Below are 14,825 nucleotides of genomic sequence, written 5' to 3' on the forward strand. Positions count from 1 at the left end.
CGCGCGGTCACGCTCCCCGCAGCCCACGGGCCAGCAGCCAACCGGACCCGATCAGCAGTGCCACCGCGATGACGACGTACCACGTCGGCTGACCACCGAACACGGCCGAGGCGACGAAGCCGGCGGCGAGACCGACGAGCAGCCAGCGGCGGGTTGTCTCGCGCCGCCACCACACCGGGGCTGCGGGGTGCTGGTGGGCCAGCGTCACGGCGTACTCGTCGACCGGCCCGAACTCCTCCCGCGGCGGGCGACCGCAGGCCCGCAGGTGCTGCGCGGTCTCCCGAACCAGGTCGTCGGCGCGGTCGCGCGCCACGTCGTGACGGCCTTCCAGCAGGCCGCGGAGCTCGACCAACCACTCCCCCGCCCCCTCGACCCCCGCGATCACGCGGGTGGTCGACCTGCGGGCGAAGGCCCACCAGGCCAGCAGCACACCGGCGGCGAGGAGCACGGGCGCGGGCATCGAGGCGACGGCCTCACGTGGCAGCAGGACGAACGCGCACGCCGCCAGGACCACCAGCACGGCTGTCGCGATCCCAGCGGGCACCACGGTCCGGGGTTTGCCGAGCGGCCGTGCGACGACGACCGCGTACAACAGGCACAGCAGCGCGGCGTACAGGATCGGGATCCCGGCAAGGCCCGCGGGTGTGAGCGGGACGAGAAGCCCGTTCCACAGCCACAAGGCGGCACCTGCCAGGATCGTCACAAGTGCGGCACTGGCCATCACGGCGGACCACGCTTCGAACACCGTGGTGCCACTGCGGTCACGATTCGCGCGGTCGGCCAACGGCATCCGGTCCGCCGCTATCCCCGCGGCGAAGTCCGCCGGCTCGCCGAACGCCTGCTCCGGTCGTTCACCGCTGTCGGCGCAGTGCTCCCGAACCTCGGCCAGCACCTCGTCGGCGAGGGCGGCGTCCACGCCCAGTAAGGCCAGTTCCCAACGTGCTCGGTCGCTCCACAGGGTGGTGGTCATCGTCCCGTCCCGTCCTTTCGCACCGTGAGCAGCCTGTCCATCGCGGCGGAGAAGTCCCGCCAGAGCCCGGCCTCCTGGTCCAGCCGGGCCCGTCCCGCCGGGGTGAGCCGGTAGGTCTTGCGGCCGGGGCCGCCTTGTCCGGCGACCCACTCGGCCTCCACGAGACCCGCGGTCTCCATCCGGCCGAGAACCGGGTAGAGCGCACCGCCGCGCACTGTCCCGAGGCCGAGTTCGGCGAGCCGCTGCACCACCGCGTACCCGTGCAGGTCCGCTTCGGCGAGCACGGCCGCCACCGCCAGTTCCAGCGTTCCGCGCAGCCAGCTCGCCGACGGATCAGCTCCCGACACCACTCGTCCACCGTTCACCTAGTGAGTATTCCGGACTAGTCTTTTTTCAGACTAGCAACACAGCGGTGGACTGTCACCCCGGACATGCGGTGGGACCGGCATCGCGTCAGCCCCCAGGCTGATGTGACACCCCTCCCGGAGGCTGACGCGATGCCGGTCCCGCCGGATCTACGCTGCCCACGTGGAGAGCCCGAACCGCGTCTGGCGGACCGTGGTCGGAAGTCCGGGACCGCTGACCTTCGCCCTGCTCCTCCTGCTCGGCGCGGAGGCCGGCCTGCGGGGGCTGAACACTTCGCACATCGGCGCCAGGCTGTGGCAGTTGGCCGCTGTCGCCATGCTGTGCGCGATCACGGCGCTGGCATCGCGGCGCTCGTTCACCGCGGCTCTCGTCGCGGCGGCGGCGCTACCGATCGGCTCGGTCCTGATCAGGCTGGGAGATGTGCTCATCTCCCCGCCGGTGGACATCAAACTACTGGTCACCGAGGTCGTCGCGGTGATGGCGCTGATCGCCGTCCTGGTTCGCGAGGCGTCGACGTCGCGAGCCGTGATCGGCCTGGCCGTGGTGCTGGTCGGGACCGCGTCGGCGTGGTCGATCCGGCCGAACTACCGGAAGGAGGTCGGAGGCGCGGTCCGCGTCTACGAGCCGGCCCCGGGCATCGCCGTCACGATAGGCGGAATCCTCCTGGTCGCCTCGGTCGGCCTCGGCCTGTACCTCCGGCTCCGCGACCGGGAGCGCAGGCGGTCGGTGGAGGCGGAGGTGCTGGCCGCTCAGCGCTCCGAGCGGATGGCGTTGGCGCGCGACCTGCACGACGTGGTCGCGCACTACGTGACGACCATCGTCGTGCACTCGCAGGCCGCCGAAGCGGTGCTGGACCTCAACCCGGACGCGGCCCGCGAGGTCCTGCCGGTGATCACCAGCAGCGGCACGGAAGCACTGGCCGCCATGCGCACGCTCGTCGGCACGCTGCGCGGCTCGGAACCGGCGGGGTCCGGGTCGGCCGACCCGACGAGCGACCTCACCGCCGACATCCGCACCGTCACCGAGGAGTCCGGCCTCCCGGTGCACCTGGAGCTCGACCTGGTCGAGCAGGTGCCGCCGAAGTTCGAGCGGTCGGTGCTGCGCCTCGTGCAGGAGTCGCTGACCAACTCCCGCAAGCACGCCGCGGACGTGACGCGGGTCGACGTGTCCGTGTCGACGCGGGAAGGCGTGATCCACCTCCGCGTCGCCGACAACGGCAGCGGTGCCGGACAGGCCCCCATCGGCGGGTCCGGCGGCTACGGGCTCGTCGGCATGCGCGAGCGCGTCGAACTGCTCGGCGGCACGTTCACCGCGGGCGCCCGCCCTGGTGCGGGCTGGGAGGTCCAGGCCCGCATCCCCATCTCGACCTTCCTGGGCACCCCTTTGGCGGAGAGCAGGGCGAACCCGTCCTGAACCGGGGCGCGAGGAACCGAGCGCCCACCGGCTAACCCCGAGCGACCTCGGCGGTGTGCACGGGGGCGTAGCGCTCGCCCACCACCTGGTCGCTCAGCGGGTCCAGCGCGGCCAGCGCCTCGGCGTCCAGGGTGAGTTCCAGCGCGGCCGCGTTCTGCTCCAGCCGGACCGGGCTGCGGGTGCCCGGAATGGCCGCCACCGCCACTCCGAGCCGCTCGGCCTGGGCGTACACCCAGGCCAGCGCCACCTGGGCGGGGGTGGCACCCAGCCGGTCGGCCACCTCGCGCACGGTCCGCGCGATCTTCTCGTTGGTCTCGCCCGCCTCACCGGCGAACCGGGGGTTGGTGCGCCGGAAGTCCTTCTCCCCCAACGCGGAGCGGTCCACGGCGCCGGTCAGGAACCCCCGCCCCAGCGGCGAGTACGGCACCAGCCCGACCCCCAGCTCGGCCATCACCGGGGTGACCGACTCGACGTCGCGGGTCCACAACGAGTACTCGCTCTGCACCGCGGTGATCGGGTGCACCGCGTGCGCCCGGCGCAGCAGCCCGCCGTCGACCTCGGACAGGCCCAGATGGCGGACCTTGCCCGCCTCGACCAGCTCGGCCATCGCGCCGACGGTCTCCTCGATCTCGACGTCCTGGGGCGGGCGGTGGGCGTAGTACAGGTCGATCACCTCGACGCCCAGCCGCAGCAGCGAGGCGTCGCAGGCGCGCAGCACGTAGTTCCGGGCGCCGCGGATGCGGCGTTCCCGGTCGCCGCCGCTGCGGTCGATGCCGAACTTGGTGGCCAGCTGCACCTGGTCCCGGCGGCCGTGGACGGCCCGACCCACCAGCACCTCGTTGTGCCCGGTGCCGTAGGCGTCGGCGGTGTCCAGGAACGTGATACCCAGGTCCAGTGCCCGGTCGATGGTGGCCAAGCCGCCGTCCCAGTCGGCGGCGCCGTAGCTCTCGCTCATCCCCATGCACCCCAGGCCCATCGCGCTGACGGTGAGACCGGGCGAGCCGAGCGTGGTTCGGGTGATCATGCGCGGACGCTCCTCCTGCCCGGTGGACCGGGCCGTACTTCCAGGGATGACGAACGCCAGCGACACTACGACTTGGAGCGCGCTCCAGGTCAAGCCCGAGAAGCGCCCCCGACGGCGGGCATCGCGGCGGTGGGCCCGCGGCCGCCGTGGCCCACACCGAAGCCGCGCGTCGAGACGTGGAACCCGTGGCCGGTCTTCTCGCCGAGGCGCCCGTCCGACACCAGTTCGGCGAGCAGCGGGGTCGGCCGGAACCGGGGGTCGCCGGTGAACTCCAGCAGCACGGCCAGGGTGTCGACGATGGTGTCCAGGCCGATCAGGTCTGCGGTGCGCAGCGGTCCCATGCGGTGCCCGAAGCACCGTTCGAACACCGCGTCCACGGTGGCGGCGTCGGCGGTTCCCTGCGCCAGCACGGCGGCCGCCTCGTTGATGGTGAGCATCAGCACCCGGTTGGACACGAACCCCGGTCCGTCACCGACCACGATGGCCTGCTTGCCGAGGCGACCGAGCAGTTCCGTGGTGCGGCGCAGGGTGTCCGGGAGGGTGCGGGGGCCGCAGGCCACCTCGACGGTGTCCTTGAGCGGGGCGGGGTTCATGAAGTGGGTGCCGATCATCCGGCCGGGGTCGCGGATCCAGCGGGCGAGGTGGTCGATCGGGATCGCCGACGTGCAGGAGGCGAGCACGGCGCCGGGCGCGCTGCGCTCGTCGGCCGCACGCAGCACCTGTTCCTTGAGCGGCAGTCGTTCCGGCACGCACTCGACCACGAAACCCGGTGACCCCAACAGGTCCCAGCGGTCGGTCCACCGGATGCGGCCCAGCACCTCGTCCGGGTCGGCGTCGGTGCGGCGCAGCATCCGGGCCAGGCGCACCCCGTCCCGCACGCGGCGCGGCCCGGCTTCGCGCGCGGCGGCGGAGGGCTCGAACACCGCCACGGTGTGCCCCGCGGCGGCGAGGCACTGCGCCACACCGCAGCCCATCGTCCCGCCGCCGAGCACCGCGTAGTTCTCCATCTCCGGTTCCTCCCCTGCGTTTCGGTCAGCGGACGGCATCGGTGAGCACCCGGATGTGCCGGGAACGCGACACCGGCTCGCCCCGGTGCACGAGCAGCACCCGGTCACCGTCGTCGCGCTCCGCCTCGAAACCGCTGAACCGCAGCGTGACGAGCATGATCCGGTTGACCGGCGTGGGCACGAACTCCGCCATCGGCCGCAGCCCCGCCGCCAGCGACCGGCGCACGACCTGTTCGATCAGCGCCGCTCCGGCACCGCGCGATGCCACGCGGCAGGAGGTGAGCAGTAGTTTGATCGTGGTGCTCGTGGCGTCCCGCTCGGTCACGGCCAGCCCGATGACGCCGTACGGGCCGAACCTGTCGGTCAGCTCGGCGACCAGCACCTCGTGGTCGGGTGAGGCGGAAAGCTCGCGCAGGTCGTCCTCGTCGAAGGTGAGGCCGGTGGTGTTGAGCTGGTGGGTGCGCACGGTGAGCTCGTGGGCCCTGGCCAGGTCACCCGCGGTGGCGCGGCGGATCGCCATGGTGAGGTCGAGCGACGCCAGGAACTCCGGTGCGGTGCCGTCGTGCTCCTGCTCGGCCGCCCGCCTGCCCGCTTCCACCTGGTAGAGCTGCCTGCGCTGGGCCGACTCCGCGGTTCGGGTCACCGGCCGGAACTCCGCCCGGTCCGGGAGCGAGCCCACCTCCTCGGCGGCGTACGCCCGGACGTCCGGCAGCGCCGCGACGACCTCGGCCCGTTCGACCGGGTCGTTGTCGACGAACGCGAAGCTGTCCAGGCCGAGGTTCAGCAGGTCCGCGGTGCGGCGGACCGAGGCGGACTTGGCGCCCCAGCCGACCCGCACCACCGTGAAGAGGTCCCGCAGGCCGAGGCGGTCGAGGTGCGCGACGGCCGTGGCCTCGTCACCGCGGCTGGCGACCGCGTGCAGGATGCCGCGCCGGTCGAGCTCCCGCAGCGTCCTGACCGCGTCCGGGAACGGCGCGGCCCGGTCGCCTTCCAGCACCACCCCTCGCCACAGGGTGTCGTCGAGATCCCAGACGAGGCACTTCACCGGCCCGGTCATGCCTTCCCCCCAACCCTGTGCTCGCGCAGCAGGTGATCGGCTATGTGCAGTTCGGACACCTGGTCGGAGCCCTCGATGATCTGCATGACCTTGGCGTCGCGGAAGAACCTGCCGACGCGACTGTCCGACGCGCACCCGGCGGATCCGAGCAGCTGCACGGCGTCCTGGCTCGCCGAGGCGGCGGCCCGCGCGGCCGCGTACTTCGCCATGACCGTGCCGGCGACCGCACCGGGCTCCCCGGCGTCGCGGGCACGGGCCGCGGACAGGCACAGCTCACGCGCCGCGGTGGCGTCCACCGCCATCCGGGCCAGCATCGAGCGCACCAGCTGGTGCGCGGCCAGCGGAACGGCGTCCTGGCGCCGGCGCACGGTGTGGTCTGCCACGTCCGCGACGCAGGCGGCGGCCATCCCGGCACAGCCCCACGCGACGGTGAAGCGGCCGTGGTCCAACGCGGTCGCGATCACGTGGGACAGGCCGAAACCGGGTGAGGCCACCAGGTTCCCCACCGGCACCCGCACCCCGTCGAAGCGGACGTGCGCGACCATCGCCGCGCGCAGGCCGAGCTGTCCGCGCACGGGATCGGTGCTCACCCCCGCCCCCTTCTCCACCAGCACGGCGGCCAGGCGGCCGTCGAGCTTGCCCAGCACCAGGAACACGGTGGCCTCCTGGCCGAACGTGACCCAGCGCTTCTCGCCCGTCACGGTGATCTCGCCACCGGTGCGCTCGAAGCGGGTGTCCACAGCGGACAGTTCGGTGCCCGCGCCCGACTCGGTCGCGGCGAACCCGGCCAGGTGCTCCCCGGCGGCCAGCGCGGGCAACCAGGTGGAACGCTGCTCGTCGGTGCCCCAGCGGGCGATCGCGGCGGACACCATGCCCTGCACGGTGACCAGCGCGCGGACCGAACTGCACACGGCGCCGATCTCGGCGCACAGCTCGCCCAGCTCCGCCTGGGAACCGCCGCGACCGCCGTGCTCGGTGGGCAGGTCGACGCCGAACCACCCCGCCCGCGCGACGGCGTCGCGCACCTCCGCGGGCAGCGCACCGCCCTCGTCCCAGCCCGCGGCGTCGAACTCGGCGGGTCGCACCTCAGCCCGCCGTCTTGACGAGCACGAACCCGGTCAGCCGGTTCACCGTGCGGAAGTTGTCCAGGTCCAGGTCCTCCGCCCGCACGGTGATCCCGAACCGGTGCTCCACGAACGTCACCAGCTCCAGCGCGGCCAGCGAGTTGACCAGTCCCCGCTCGAAGTAGTCCTCGTCGGGGTCGGGCTCGGCATCGACCAGCGAGGTCACGAACTCCAGCAGCTGGCCGCGCACCTCGTCGGCCGGGAGACCGTTCCGCATCGTTCCTCCTACAGGTAGTGCGTTTCCGCTTCGCCGCCGCCGTGTTCGACGAGCAACAGGCTCCAGGCCGCGACCGGGCTGGCGTTGAACACCACCGCGCGCGACCCCGCGGGCAGGTCTCCCTCGGCGATGGCGGTGTACAGGTTGAGCAGGACGTCGTTGGGGCCGAGGTGGCCGTACGACGCGAGGTTCCTCGCGCAGACGGGCGAGAGCCGGACGCCGAGCGCCTCCTCGGTGAACCGGAACGCCCCGGCCGACAGGTTCTGGCTGACGTGGCAGGTCACGTCGGCGGCGGTCATCCCGTTGCGGTCCAGCAGTTCGCGGTACATCTCGCGCAGGCGCGTCCGGCCCTCCAGCGCGAGCTGGAACGAGTACCGGCGCAGGTCGGCGCACTCCTCGCTCCAGTCCTCCGGTGCCCGGTCGCGGAAGTCCACCGTGTACAGGTCCCAGTAGTGGCCGTTGGTGGCCTGCACCACGTCGAGCACCCGCACGGGCCCGGTCCTGGACAGCAGCACCGCCTGCCCGCCGTCACCGCTGACGGTGACCGGGTGCCGGTACCGCCGCGGCGTGGGCGGCTTGCTCCCGTGCACGACCAGCACCTGCTCCAGCCCTGGATCGGCGGCCAGCAACCCGCGCGCGGTGAGCAGGGCCGGGGTGAGCGAGACGCAGCCGAGGCCGCCCACCGAGAAGGTGAGCGCGTCGGTGAGGCCGAGCAGCGCCTGCAGCCTGGTGGCCTCCGAGCTCATCAGCCGCTCGGGCGCGCGCGAGCCGATCACCAGCAGGGCGCCGGGGGTCGCGCCGGTCTCCGCCAGCAGCTTCCCGGCCGCGCTCGCCGCCAGTTCCACCGCGTCGTACCGCGGATCCGCGCGGACCCGGTCGATCCCCAGCCCGAGGCAGGTCTGCCGTCGGTCCTCCGACAGCTCCGCCAGTTCCGGCAGGTCGGCCAGCGCCGTCGCCCGGTCCGGCCAGAAGTCGGTGACCGCGCGCACCGCCAGTGCCGCGGTCACGTTCCCGCGCCCAGTTCGGCGAAGGCCTCGGCGATCCGGTCGGCGAGCACCTCGGCCTCCTTCGCACTGACTCGTCCACTGTGGACGATGCGGATCTCCGTCCGCCCGTCGACCACGCCGGTGGACAGCAGCAGCGGGTGCAGCTCCAGCAGGCTCGGCAGCGGCAACGGGATCGGCATCGACCGGATCGACAGCGGTCCACCGAGCCCGATCGGGTGCATCCCGCTGGCCGTGTGCTCCACCAGCCCCATCGGCTCGGCCAGCGAACGCAGCTCCCGCACCGCGGGCGTCGACGGGCTCAGCCTGCGCAACATGCCGTAGCCGACACCGTCGTTCGGCACCGAGCGCAGCACGTCGGTGACCTCGGGCAGCGCGTCCGCGGCGTTGGTCGCCGGGTCGACCGGCAGGTGCACCGGGAACGCGTTGGTGAACCAGCCGACCGAGCGCGACCGGTCCTCCGGCCGGAACGGGGTCGGGACGCCGTGGCCGATGGTCGACAGGTAGGCGCCCGGTTCGCCGCGCCAGCGGGACCAGCCGCAGGCCACCGCGCACAGCGCGGCCTCCCGGCTGGACGGCCCCGACGCCGAGAGCAGCGCCGCCAGGCGCTCGCCCTCCACCATCCTCGCGACGACCCCCGGATCACCGTCCGCACTCGCGGGTGGCGTCCCGGTGACGCCCTGGCGCAGCACGCTCGTCCAGTAGTCGCACTCACCCGCGAGTTCGTCGCTCTGCGCCAGGCCGTTCAGCAGCCGGGACCAGTCCCGCCACGCAGCTGGGCGTGCCGGCACGGTACCGCCACCGGTACCGGTCAACGCCTCGTTGAGGTCCTCTAGCAGCGGCACGGTGGAGATCTCGTCGTGGACGAAGTGGTGGATCACCAGCAGCACCAACGCGGAACGGCTGGCGCCCCGGTCGTAGTAGCGGGCCCGCAGCAGCGGCCCACGCGCGAGGTCGAGGTCACCGACCAGCTCGGCGGCGTCGGCGGTGAGCACCGCCAGTTCCTCGTCGTGGTCCATCAGCGGCAGGACCTTGGTGTCCATGATGGACTCCGAACCCGCCTCGGCGGTCTCGATGCGCCACCCGAGGCGGTTGCGGCGGAAGCGGTAGCGCAACGGCTCCTGCACCCGGAGCAGTTCGGCGAAGGCGGCCCGCAGCCGGTCCGGGCGCACACCCGGTGCGGCCTCCAGCACCTCCGACACCACGAAGTCGGGCGCGCCCGGCGAGACCGGCTCGGCCGCGTCCAGCAGCTCCAGCATGAGCGGCGTGAGCGGGATCGGCCCGCTGTCCACTGGCGCCGCGGGTGGCACGGCGGGTGATGCGACGGCGGCCAGCTTGCGGAGGGTCGGGTACCGCAGCACGTCCTGCGCGGACACCGACACCCCCGCCCCCGCCGCGCGGGCCGCGACCCCCACGCTCAGGATGGAGTCGCCGCCGATGCGGAAGAAGTCCTCGTCGGGGCCGATGGACTCGCGGCCGAGGAGATCGGCCCAGATCCCGTGGAGGACCCGTTCGGTGTCGGTGGGCGTGCTCATCGGGTCTCCCTGGTGGGTGGTCAGCGCGGCGCGGTCGAGTTTTCCGTTGACAGTCCTCGGCAACGTGCGGTGCCGCACGATCCGGGCGGGCACGAGGTGGCGCGGCAGCTGCGCGCCGAGTGCCGCGAGCAGCCGCCCGTCGTCCGGAAGTGCGTCACCGGCGACGTGGGCCACCAGCCGCGGTACGGCGGCGCCGCGCCCGTCGGCGACCACCGCGGACTCCCCCACTCCGGGGTGGGCGGTCAGCACCCGTTCCACCTCGGCCGGTTCCACCCGGTGCCCGCGGATGGACAGCTGGTCGTCCACGCGGCCGTGGAAGGCGAGCGTGCCGTCCGGGCGGACCGACACGAGGTCCCCGGTGCGGTACATCCGGGCGCCCTCGGCACCGAACGGGTCCGGCACGTACCGCGCGGCCGTCAGCCCCGGCATGGCGTGGTAACCGCGGCCGACCTGGACGCCGCCGAGGTACAGCTCCCCCACCGCGCCGGCGGGCACCGGCTCCGCACGGGAGTCGAGCACGTGGGCGGTCGTCCCGGCGAGCGGACGGCCGATGTCCGGCAGCTCCGCGCCCGTGGCGGCCACCGGGCCGTACACGGTGAGGACCGTGCACTCGGTGGGGCCGTACAGGTTCAGCATCCGGTACGGGGCGTCCGCCGGGGGCCGGGCGCGCAGCCGGTCACCGCCCGCCCCGAGCACCCGGAGCCCGGGGAGGTGCGGCCGTTCGGCGACGAGGAGTTCCGCCAGCGCGGTGGGCATGGCCGCCACGGTGATGCCGTCCCCGGTCAACGAGCGGGCCAGGTCGACGGGCGTGCTCAGCACGTCGGGGACGACGTGCAGGGTGGCGCCGTGCACCAGCGCGGACAGCACCTCCATGATCGCGCCGTCGAAGCCGGGGGCGTAGAACTGGGCCACCCGGTCGTGGTCGGACAGCCCGACGGCCTCGCCGTACCGGCGCAGGAGGGTGAGCAGGCTCCGGTGCTCGACGCCGCAGCCGTGCGGGCGTCCGGTGGACCCGGAGGTGTGCACCACATAAGCCAGGTTGCGGTCGGTCGCACCGCCGGGGAACGGCCGCGCGTCGGCGGATTCGCCGGGGACCAGCACCGGCCTTGCCCCGGCGTCGATACCGGCGTCCGCGACCACCACCGGCGGGTCGAGCGATTCGATGATCCCGTGCCGTCGCGCGGTGGGCACGGCCGGGTCGATGGGCGCGAAGGCGGCCCCGGCGCCGAGCACGCCGAGCCAGGCGATGACCAGTCCCGCTCCCCGGCCCGCGATCACGGGCACCGCGACCTCGGGCCCGGCGCCAGCGGCGACCAGCCTGCGGGACAAGGCCGCCGCCGCGGCGACGATCTCGCGGTAGGTGTGGCCACCGTCGCGATCGACCACCGCGAGCCGGTCCGGTCGGCGCACGGCTTGCTCCAGCACGAGGTCGTGCACCAGTGCCCCGTCGGCGACCGCGTCCCAGGCCATCCCGACGCGGGGTGCCAGGACCGGCCGGTGGTCCACGTGCGCGAGCTCGTCCAACGGCCGGTCCGGGTGGTCCAGCACCTCGACCACGATCCGCTCGTACAGCTCGGAAACGGCGAGCATGGTGGACTCGTCGAACAGGTCGGTGGCGTACTCGAGGTAGCACCGCATCGGGCCACCGTCCTGATCGGACAGACCGAGGGTGAGGTCGAACTTCGAGGTCCCGGAGACGATGCCGTACCCGCCCTCCTCCGGGGTGTTGGCCTCCAGTCCGGGCAGGTCGGCCGAATGCGTCTCGGTGTTCTGGTGGGTGTAGGCCACGGTGAACAGCGGGTGGCGCGACGGGTCCCGCTGCGGGCGCAGGTCGGCCACGATGTCGGCGAAGGGCAGCTCCTCGTGGTCGAGCACGCCCGCGACGGTCTCGGCGCACCGCCGGACCACCTCGCGGAAGCCCGGCCTGCCAGCGAGCCCGGTGCGGAACGGCAGCAGGTTGTTGAAGTAGCCGATGAGCTCGTGGGTCGCCGGGTTGACCCGGCCGGTCGTGGCCGCTCCGACCACCACGTCCTCGTGCCTGGCCCAGCGGTTCAGCAGGACGTCGAACACGGCCAGCATGGTCACGAACGTGGTCACCCCGGCCGCCGCGCTGAACTCGCGCAGGCGTTGGGCGTGCTCGCGTTCCAGGGTGAAGCCGAACAACGCGCCCGCGTGGGACTCGACAGGGGGCCGGGGGCGGTCCAGCGGCAGTTCCAGGCGCGGCAGGCCCGCCAGCCGCGTCCGCCAGAAGTCCAGCGCCCGCGCGCGGCGCCCCTCCTCCAGCCAGGAGTGCTGCCAACCCGCGAAGTCCGGGTACTGGATCGGCAGCTCGGGCAGCACCGGTGCCCTTCCGGAGACCCGTGCGGCGTAGAGCTCGGCGAGGTCGCGCAGGAACAGCCTGGGCGACCAGCCGTCGAAGGCGATGTGGTGGAAGGTGCACAGGAGCTGGTGGTCGTGCTCGCCCAGTGCGAACAGCACGGCCCGCACCAGCGGCCCCGCGCAGAGGTCGAACGGCCTGGCCCCTTCCCGCCGCACGGCCTCCGCCAGTTCCCGCTCGCCCGCCGACGTCATGTCGACGACCCGGAGGTCCAGTGGCGGCACGTCGGCCAGCGCGTGCGGACGGCCGTTCTCGTCGGCCACGATCCTCGTGCGCATGACCTCGTGCCGGACGGACAGGTCGGCGAGCGCCCCGCGCATCGCCTCCCGGTCCAGCGGGCCGCGGTAGCGCAGGTCGACGGGGATGTTGTAGAGCGCCGTCCCCGGCTTGAGCCGGTCGAGGTACCAGAGCTGCTCCTGTCCGACCGAGACCGGGAGCCGTCCTCCGCGCGGCAGCACCGGGATCGTCCAGTCCTCCGGCGCGGTTCCCCGCCGTTGGGCGATCAGTGCAGCGAGCGCCCGGACCGTGCGGTGCCCGTACAGCTCGGTGAATCCCAGCCGGACCCCCAGCTCGGCCTCGAGCTCGCGGATCAGGCTGATACCGGCGATCGAGGTGCCGCCGAGGTCGAAGTAGTCGGAGTCCGGTCCGATGCCGGTGGCCCTGAGCACGCGGGTCCAGATCGCAGCCACGGCCTCTTCGAGGTTCCCGGTGGCCCGCCGCGGTTCCCCGGCGGGCTCGGCGTGCGGGACCCAGCACGGAACCGGCTGGAACGGGTAGGTCGGCGCCTCGATCCACGGTGGCCGCGAGGTGGCGTGGTGGGCGGACCAGTCGACGTCCACGCCGAGCTCGTAGAGGTCGGCCACGGCGCCGAGCGGTCCGCGGTCTCCGAGCAGCCGCACGATCGGCAGGCCGGGCTCCAGCGCCGCGATCTCCCTGGCGAGGACACCGTCCTCCCCCATCTCCAGCAGCACCGCGCCGTCCGCGACGAACCCGCGCGCCGCCCGGCGCAGGCCGTCGGCGTCGACCTCCGCCGACAGCCCCGCGGCGGACGACTCGGCCTCGTCCGGGGTGATCCGACCGCGCACCAGCCGCACCGCCAGGTTGCCGGTGCCGCTGCCGACCATCCTGGTGTCGTCGAGCCCGAGCGACCGCACCAGCCGGTGCAGCTCCACCTGCCGCGCCCAGTGCTCGCCGTCGCCGGAGAACAGCAGCACCAACGGCGCCTGTGCGGGTGACGGCTGCTCCGCGGGCACGGCCTGCCGCAGCGCGTCGGTGAGCTCGCCGACGTCGCGCACCACGAAGGCCCGGCGATGGGGGTGGTCGTCGCGACCCTCGTTCACCGTCGCGGCGATCTGCGCCAGCGTGTGCCCGGTGCGCTCGGTGAAGTCCGCCAACGCCCGCAGGTACTCGCCCAGCGCCGCCTGTGTCTTAGCCGAGACGGTGACCAGTCGCGGCTCGCCGTCGTCAGGCGCGGCAGGTCGCACCGGTGCCTGTTCGACCACCACGTGCACGTTCGTCCCGGTGAGCCCGAAGGAGCTCAGGCCCGCCCGCCGCGGTCGTCCGTCCTCCGGCCAGTCCCGCGGTTCGGTCAGCACCACGACGGGTGCGGAGAACGACGGGTTGACGTGGTCGAAGTGCACGGTGGGATAACGGATCCCGCGGCGCAGCGCGCAGATCACCTTGAGCAGCCCGGTGATCCCGGCGGCGTGGTCGAGGTGGCCGAAGTTCGCCTTCACCGAGCCGATCGCGGGCACGCCGTCGGGGAACGCCTCGGCCAGCCCGGCCACCTCGACCACGTCACCGAGCGGTGTGCCCGAACCATGGGCCTCCACGTAGCCGATGGTCTCCGGGGCGACGCCCGCCTGCTGTTGGGCCGCGCGGATCACCTCGGCTTGCGCGGACGAGCTCGGCGCGCTCATGCCCACCGCGCGGGCGCCGTTCTGGTTGACCGCCACGCCGCGGAGCACCGCGAGCACGTTGTCCTGGTCGGCCAAGGCCTCCGAAAGTCGTTTCAGCACGACGAACCCGCCGCCCTCGCCGCCCACCGTCCCGTCGGCGGCCGCGTCGAACGGGCGGCACACGCCGGAGGCGGACATGACCCCCGGCACCGGGTCGTGGTCGCGGGCGGGCACCAGCACGGACTCCACGGTGAGACCGCCGCACACGGCCAGTCCCGTCCGACCCGCCCGCAGCTGCTCCACCGCCAGCGCGACCGCGGTCAGGCTGCCGCTGCAGGCGGTGTCCACCACCAGCGCCGGTCCGGTGAAGTCGAAGAAGTGGGCGATCCTGGCCGCCGCGGCCGCGGGCAGCGAACCGAGGATCTGCCGGGAGTCCTCACCGGTGTACAGGTCGGCGTAGGACGGTTCGGGTGCGCTGATGATCACCGCCGTGTCCGTGCCTCGCAGAGCGGACGGGGCGTGGCCGGCGTGCTCCAGCGCCTCGTGGACCAGGTGCAGGGTGATCCGCTGGTGCGGGTCCAGCAGGTCGCTCTCCCCGCGCGACAGGCCGAAGAACCGGTGGTCGAACAGGTCGACCCGGTCCAGGTAGCCCCGCGGCACGTAGTCCACATCGGACCGACCGCCCGCGTTGACCGCTCGCTCGCGCCCCGGTGGGCGGATCGCGTCCTGCCCGGCGGCCAGCGCGTCGTGCAGCGCGTCGAAGGTGCGCACGCCGCCCGGCAGCGCGAACGCCGCCCCGACGACGGCAATCGCCTCGGTGTCCATCCCCCGCC

The 14,825-nt window shown here is 73.4% G+C and carries 10 protein-coding genes; 1 reads left to right on the top strand and 9 read right to left on the bottom strand.

Translation table 11 applies throughout. The features are described 5' to 3' along the window. Positions 1-7: 7 nt before the first annotated feature. Positions 8-970: a hypothetical protein gene (locus CLV43_RS19210; RefSeq protein ID WP_146174808.1), complete on the bottom strand. Its 963-nt coding sequence runs from the start codon at positions 968-970 to the stop codon at positions 8-10. Then, positions 967-1,335, bottom strand: a complete 369-nt coding sequence (locus CLV43_RS19215) for a PadR family transcriptional regulator (protein ID WP_245886683.1) — start codon at positions 1,333-1,335, stop codon at positions 967-969. Before CLV43_RS19215 ends, CLV43_RS19210 begins: the two co-directional genes overlap by 4 nt. Positions 1,336-1,498: 163 nt before the next feature. Here CLV43_RS19215 and CLV43_RS19220 point away from each other — a divergent pair, with 163 nt between their 5' ends. Beyond that, positions 1,499-2,749: a sensor histidine kinase gene (locus CLV43_RS19220; RefSeq protein WP_106188581.1), complete on the top strand. Its 1,251-nt coding sequence runs from the start codon at positions 1,499-1,501 to the stop codon at positions 2,747-2,749. A gap of 31 nt (positions 2,750-2,780) precedes the next feature. Here CLV43_RS19220 and CLV43_RS19225 read toward each other — a convergent pair whose 3' ends face one another. The 7 genes from CLV43_RS19225 to CLV43_RS19255 all read right to left on the bottom strand — a co-directional run bounded on the left by CLV43_RS19225 (position 2,781) and on the right by CLV43_RS19255 (position 14,817). Then, a complete protein-coding gene (locus tag CLV43_RS19225) occupies positions 2,781-3,773 on the bottom strand; it encodes an aldo/keto reductase (RefSeq protein WP_106188582.1) in 993 nt (330 codons plus the stop codon). 89 nt (positions 3,774-3,862) lie between these two features. After that, entirely contained in the window at positions 3,863-4,780 is a 918-nt protein-coding gene (locus tag CLV43_RS19230) for a 3-hydroxyacyl-CoA dehydrogenase family protein (RefSeq protein WP_106188583.1), read from the bottom strand. Positions 4,781-4,805: 25 nt separating this feature from the next. Further along, a complete protein-coding gene (locus tag CLV43_RS19235) occupies positions 4,806-5,837 on the bottom strand; it encodes an HAD-IIIC family phosphatase (RefSeq protein ID WP_106188584.1) in 1,032 nt (343 codons plus the stop codon). Next, the gene (locus tag CLV43_RS19240) at positions 5,834-6,922 is read right to left on the bottom strand and encodes an acyl-CoA dehydrogenase family protein (RefSeq protein WP_106188585.1); all 1,089 of its coding nucleotides are present in this window, start codon (positions 6,920-6,922) and stop codon (positions 5,834-5,836) included. The genes CLV43_RS19235 and CLV43_RS19240 overlap by 4 nt, the downstream gene beginning before the upstream one ends. A gap of 1 nt (position 6,923) precedes the next feature. Continuing rightward, on the bottom strand, positions 6,924-7,178 hold the full coding sequence (locus CLV43_RS19245) for an acyl carrier protein (protein WP_106188586.1): 255 nt from the start codon (positions 7,176-7,178) through the stop codon (positions 6,924-6,926). Between the two features lie 8 nt (positions 7,179-7,186). Next, the gene (locus CLV43_RS19250) at positions 7,187-8,185 is read right to left on the bottom strand and encodes a beta-ketoacyl-[acyl-carrier-protein] synthase family protein (RefSeq protein ID WP_245886685.1); all 999 of its coding nucleotides are present in this window, start codon (positions 8,183-8,185) and stop codon (positions 7,187-7,189) included. Continuing rightward, positions 8,182-14,817, bottom strand: coding sequence for a non-ribosomal peptide synthetase (locus CLV43_RS19255; RefSeq protein ID WP_106188587.1), 6,636 nt, complete (start codon positions 14,815-14,817; stop codon positions 8,182-8,184). The genes CLV43_RS19250 and CLV43_RS19255 overlap by 4 nt, the downstream gene beginning before the upstream one ends. Between the last annotated feature and the right edge of the window lie 8 nt (positions 14,818-14,825).

Source organism: Umezawaea tangerina, assembly GCF_003002815.1.
Lineage (GTDB): Bacteria > Actinomycetota > Actinomycetes > Mycobacteriales > Pseudonocardiaceae > Umezawaea > Umezawaea tangerina.

What these genes read in the sequence shown, in the direction of transcription:
- CLV43_RS19210 (WP_146174808.1), bottom strand. Translation starts at nt 970, where the DNA reads ATGACCACCACCCTGTGGAGCGACCGAGCACGTTGGGAACTGGCCTTA.
- CLV43_RS19225 (WP_106188582.1), bottom strand. Translation starts at nt 3,773, where the DNA reads ATGATCACCCGAACCACGCTCGGCTCGCCCGGTCTCACCGTCAGCGCG.
- CLV43_RS19230 (WP_106188583.1), bottom strand. Translation starts at nt 4,780, where the DNA reads ATGGAGAACTACGCGGTGCTCGGCGGCGGGACGATGGGCTGCGGTGTG.
- CLV43_RS19235 (WP_106188584.1), bottom strand. Translation starts at nt 5,837, where the DNA reads ATGACCGGGCCGGTGAAGTGCCTCGTCTGGGATCTCGACGACACCCTG.
- CLV43_RS19245 (WP_106188586.1), bottom strand. Translation starts at nt 7,178, where the DNA reads ATGCGGAACGGTCTCCCGGCCGACGAGGTGCGCGGCCAGCTGCTGGAG.
- CLV43_RS19255 (WP_106188587.1), bottom strand. Translation starts at nt 14,817, where the DNA reads ATGGACACCGAGGCGATTGCCGTCGTCGGGGCGGCGTTCGCGCTGCCG.